This window comes from Clostridia bacterium (assembly GCA_012841935.1).
GTDB lineage: Bacteria > Bacillota > Peptococcia > DRI-13 > DTU073 > DUTS01.
On sequence record DUTS01000083.1, the window covers coordinates 1 to 3886 of the forward strand.

Sequence of the window (3886 nt, forward strand, 5' to 3'; positions counted from 1 at the left end):
AATTTTAGTACCTAAATTGTCCCAAGCGGAAGGTTGCTTTTCAGATAAATAAAGGTCCTCTTTACTGTTAAAATAATAAAGGTGCAGTCCTTTTTCCCCGAAAACTGTATAAGCAGTTTCCCGGGGACTCAAAGAGGCCGTATAGCCCCGCTGGGGAAGTTCGGTTCCAGGTTTGTAATTAAAGTTTTGGGGTAAATTGGACATCATTTGGACCTGTCCAGCTTTTAAACTAATTAGTACAGGTATCTTTACCGGAAAATCTTCCAAAGTAAGTAATCTTCCTTTTTGGGGTCCTTTTAAAGCTAAAAGTGTTTTTTCATTATAGGGATATTTATTTATTCCTTCAGCATTTTTTAAATAAATATAATTACCTTGATAACCTAAATAATCACCTACCAAAAAGCTTTTATCCGAAAAATTACCGGGATTAAAAAATAAGAGGATAGTGGCAAGTAGCCATGCGTAAAAATTGACCATAATTGTTCTCCTTTAAAATAAGTCATATGGTAATATTTTACATTTATAGGCTAATTCCTGCTTAAAAAAAATAACCCTTATATAAGGGTTATCTAAAAAGAAGCATTTAAATTGCTTCTCAGGAGAAAGGTGGGAATCGAACCCACGTTATCAGGTGCCACGTACCTGAGTGTAACCACTACACCACAATCTCCTTTTGCGATTTGTTTTAATTATAACAAGCTGGCAGGGTCTTTACAAATGGATCTTTTTAGGGAACCTTTTGCTGTTTTTCTAGTCTATGTATCTAGAAAGGGGGGAAAAAAATGTGGGGTAAAAAATCACTTTTAGGTTTTTTGCTGATTATGCTGCTTGTTTTCATTTGTGAATCAGCCACAGCTGTGATTAAGCCTGAATTTCATTATGGTTCTTTCACCGGGATCGTTCAGGAGCTCGAGCCATGGGTTCACGAAGAAGGTGCTAAATTTGTCTTCTTGAAAAATGAGGAGGGTGCACCAGCCCATGTTATTATTTCTCAAGCTACTTACCTTTGGGGAAATGAAGAAATTAAAGTAGGTGATAGAATTACCGTTTATTATGATGCCCGGAAACCTATGATCATGATTTATCCACCACAATATAGTGCTGAGGTAGTTGTTGTGGAAAATGAAAGGGAAAATGTTAAGTTTGATTATTTCAATGAAAACTTAATCAGCAGTGATTATTTTTTGCAATTAAAGGTCAATGAAGATACTGAGATAGTTTTAAAAGAGGGGACACCTTTTACAGGTGATTTAGCGGCAAAGGATCTGCTAGTCATTTATGGTGCAGCAACTAAAAGCATTCCTGCACAAACTGTACCGCGAAAAATAATTGTTTTTCCTTGTAAGGAACCTCAAATTGTGGTTAATAACCAGGTTCTTAATATTCCTTGGGTTGAAAATTCCCTGATGCCTTTACGAGTCATTGCTGAAGCCCTTGGCTACCAAGTAGATTGGGAGCAGGCTGCTCAAAAAATAAAGTTGGGTGATACTATAACTTTAACTATCGGGGAGACAGTTTTTACTAAAGATGATCACTTGATTTCTATAGAAATGGCTCCTAGCTTAGAGGCTGGAAAAACTTTAGTACCACTTAGTTTTTTTCGTGAAATAGCTGAAATTAATATTTCAGACGAACAAATTATTATTAACGGCTCTTAAAGAGCCGTTATTTAATTTGCTTTAAAAACATGATATGATAAAGATAATTTCATGGGAAAGGATGTTGCAGATGGCTCGTAAAGAAGAGGCGGTAAAATTATTTAAACAAGGCTATAATTGTGCACAAGCGGTTCTTTTAGTTTTTAGGGATGTAACAGGATTAGACAAAGAAACCTCTTTAAAACTAGGGTCCTCTTTTGGTGGTGGTTTGGGCCGTTTAGGAGAAGTATGTGGAGCAGTTAGTGGTATGTTAATGGTGGCAGGATTATTAGCTGGTTATACAGAACCAAAAGATAAAGAAGCTCATTATCAATTGGTACTTACTTTGGTCAATAATTTTATGACCGAACATGATACATTACTTTGCCGTGATTTGTTGGCTAAGGGAATGGCTGGGAAAAAATCTCTTTGTACACAAGCCATTACTACTGCAGTTGAGCTTGTGGAAGAATTACTACTTGAAAAAGGTTAGGATAATGGTAATTGAAACTTGTAATTTAACTAAAAGGTATGGAGATTTCACTGCAGTTTCCCAAGTAAATTTAACGGTAAAAAAAGGTGAAATCTTTGGTTTTTTAGGTGTTAACGGGGCAGGTAAGACAACAACCATAAGGATGTTATTAGGTTTAATTACTTCTACTTTAGGTGCCTGTTATTTAAATGGTCAAAAAGTCGCTAGACGTAATTTAGCTATTTGGAACCAGGTAGGTTATTTAGTAGAGAAACCACATGCTTATCCACAATTGACGGTAAAAGAAAATTTGGAAATTTTCTGTTACTATCGTGGGATTAAAAGGCAAAATATTTTAAATGAAGTCATGGAAAAATTAAAATTAAGGACTTATGCTTCTTGTAAAGCAGCTAATTTATCTACGGGAAATAAACAAAGATTAGGTCTGGCTAAAGCTATTATTCATCAACCGGCAATTTTAATTTTAGATGAACCTACTAATGGACTTGATCCCCTAGGCATAATGGAAATGCGTGATTTGTTAAAAGATTTGGCCGAAAATCAGGGGGTAACTATTTTAATGTCCAGCCATAAATTAGATGAAATTGCCAGAATAGCGACCAAAATAGCTATTATTCATCAAGGCCGCTTGATTAAGGAAATAACTAAAGAACAATTAGCTGTAGAATTAAAAAAGGTACTGGTTGTGCAGGTAAATGATCAACAAATAGGCAGCAAAGTATTAGCCCAGGCAGGTTATCAGGTACAGAAAAATGGTGTTCAACTACTAATTACTGATCAAGAGGCTCTTAACTATCCGGATAAAATTGCCTGCTTATTAGTTGAAAAAGGCTGTCCCCCGACACTTCTTAAAGTACAAAAGGAAAATCTCGAAGATTATTTTCTAAGAATAGTTACCAAGGGGGGGGAATCTAGTGTTTAGAATTGCTCTGTTTATAGAAGCCAAAAAATTGTTTAGTTCTCGTATACCTCTTTTTACACTATTGGCCTCCCTATTAGTTCCTTTTTTGGGTGCCTTTTTTATGTTGGTTTTAGGGGACCCTTTAATAGCCGAAAGACTAGGTATTGTTTCCTTAAAAGCTGAATTAATAGGTATTGTTGACTTGTCTACTTATTTAAATTTTTTAGCCCAGGCGATAGCCATTGGGGGATTAATTATTTTTGGGTTTGTTTTTACTTGGATTTTCGGTAGGGAATATGTGGAACAAACTATAGATGACTTGTTGGCTTTACCTGTTTCGCGGTCTGTAATTGTATTGGCCAAATTTACTATCGCTTTTTTATGGTGTTTTTGTTTGGCATTGGCAGTTTTAATAATTGGTATTTTTTTGGGTAAACTGCTTGCTTTGCCTGGAGGAGATATAATTAAAAAAATCGGTTTAGATTTTTTATTAGTTGCTAGTTTTACAATTTTACTGTCTACACCACTGGCCTTTTTAGCTTGTTGGGGAAAAGGCTATTTACTTCCTTTAGGTTTTATGATTTTTACCTTGGTATTGGCCCAAGTAATTACCGCCATAGGTTATGGTGCTTATTTTCCCTGGTCTGTAGGGGCAGTTTTTACGGGATTGGCAGGTGAAGAAGCTCTTCCCCATTTTAGTTTCTTTAGTGTTCTGTTTACTGGTTTACTTGCTCTTGGGGGTACAATTTTTTGGTGGAGGACTGTGGATCATGGTTGACAAGTGATCCCTTGTGTTTTATAATTAGTGTACTTTAAGAGGGCGGTTAGCTCAGCTGGTTAGAGTGTTGCGTTGAC

General features: G+C 35.9%; 5 protein-coding genes and 1 tRNA gene. 4 read left to right on the plus strand and 2 right to left on the minus strand.

From position 1 onward, the window contains the following. On the minus strand, nucleotides 1-477 hold a 477-nt coding region (locus GX687_04815; GenBank protein ID HHX96765.1), incomplete at its 3' end, for a hypothetical protein. Between the two features lie 120 nt (nucleotides 478-597). Next, nucleotides 598-671 (minus strand) — tRNA-His (locus GX687_04820). 111 nt (nucleotides 672-782) lie between these two features. On the opposite strand from GX687_04820, the gene GX687_04825 reads away from it, so the two are divergent. The 4 genes from GX687_04825 to GX687_04840 all read left to right on the plus strand — a co-directional run bounded on the left by GX687_04825 (nucleotide 783) and on the right by GX687_04840 (nucleotide 3809). Further along, nucleotides 783-1658, plus strand: coding sequence for a copper amine oxidase N-terminal domain-containing protein (locus GX687_04825; GenBank protein HHX96766.1), 876 nt, complete (start codon nucleotides 783-785; stop codon nucleotides 1656-1658). A gap of 70 nt (nucleotides 1659-1728) precedes the next feature. After that, nucleotides 1729-2130: a C_GCAxxG_C_C family protein gene (locus GX687_04830; GenBank protein ID HHX96767.1), complete on the plus strand. Its 402-nt coding sequence runs from the start codon at nucleotides 1729-1731 to the stop codon at nucleotides 2128-2130. 4 nt (nucleotides 2131-2134) lie between these two features. Next, nucleotides 2135-3052: an ABC transporter ATP-binding protein gene (locus GX687_04835; GenBank protein HHX96768.1), complete on the plus strand. Its 918-nt coding sequence runs from the start codon at nucleotides 2135-2137 to the stop codon at nucleotides 3050-3052. Further along, on the plus strand, nucleotides 3045-3809 hold the full coding sequence (locus GX687_04840; protein ID HHX96769.1) for an ABC transporter permease subunit: 765 nt from the start codon (nucleotides 3045-3047) through the stop codon (nucleotides 3807-3809). The genes GX687_04835 and GX687_04840 overlap by 8 nt, the downstream gene beginning before the upstream one ends. The last annotated feature ends 77 nt before the right edge of the window (nucleotides 3810-3886 follow it).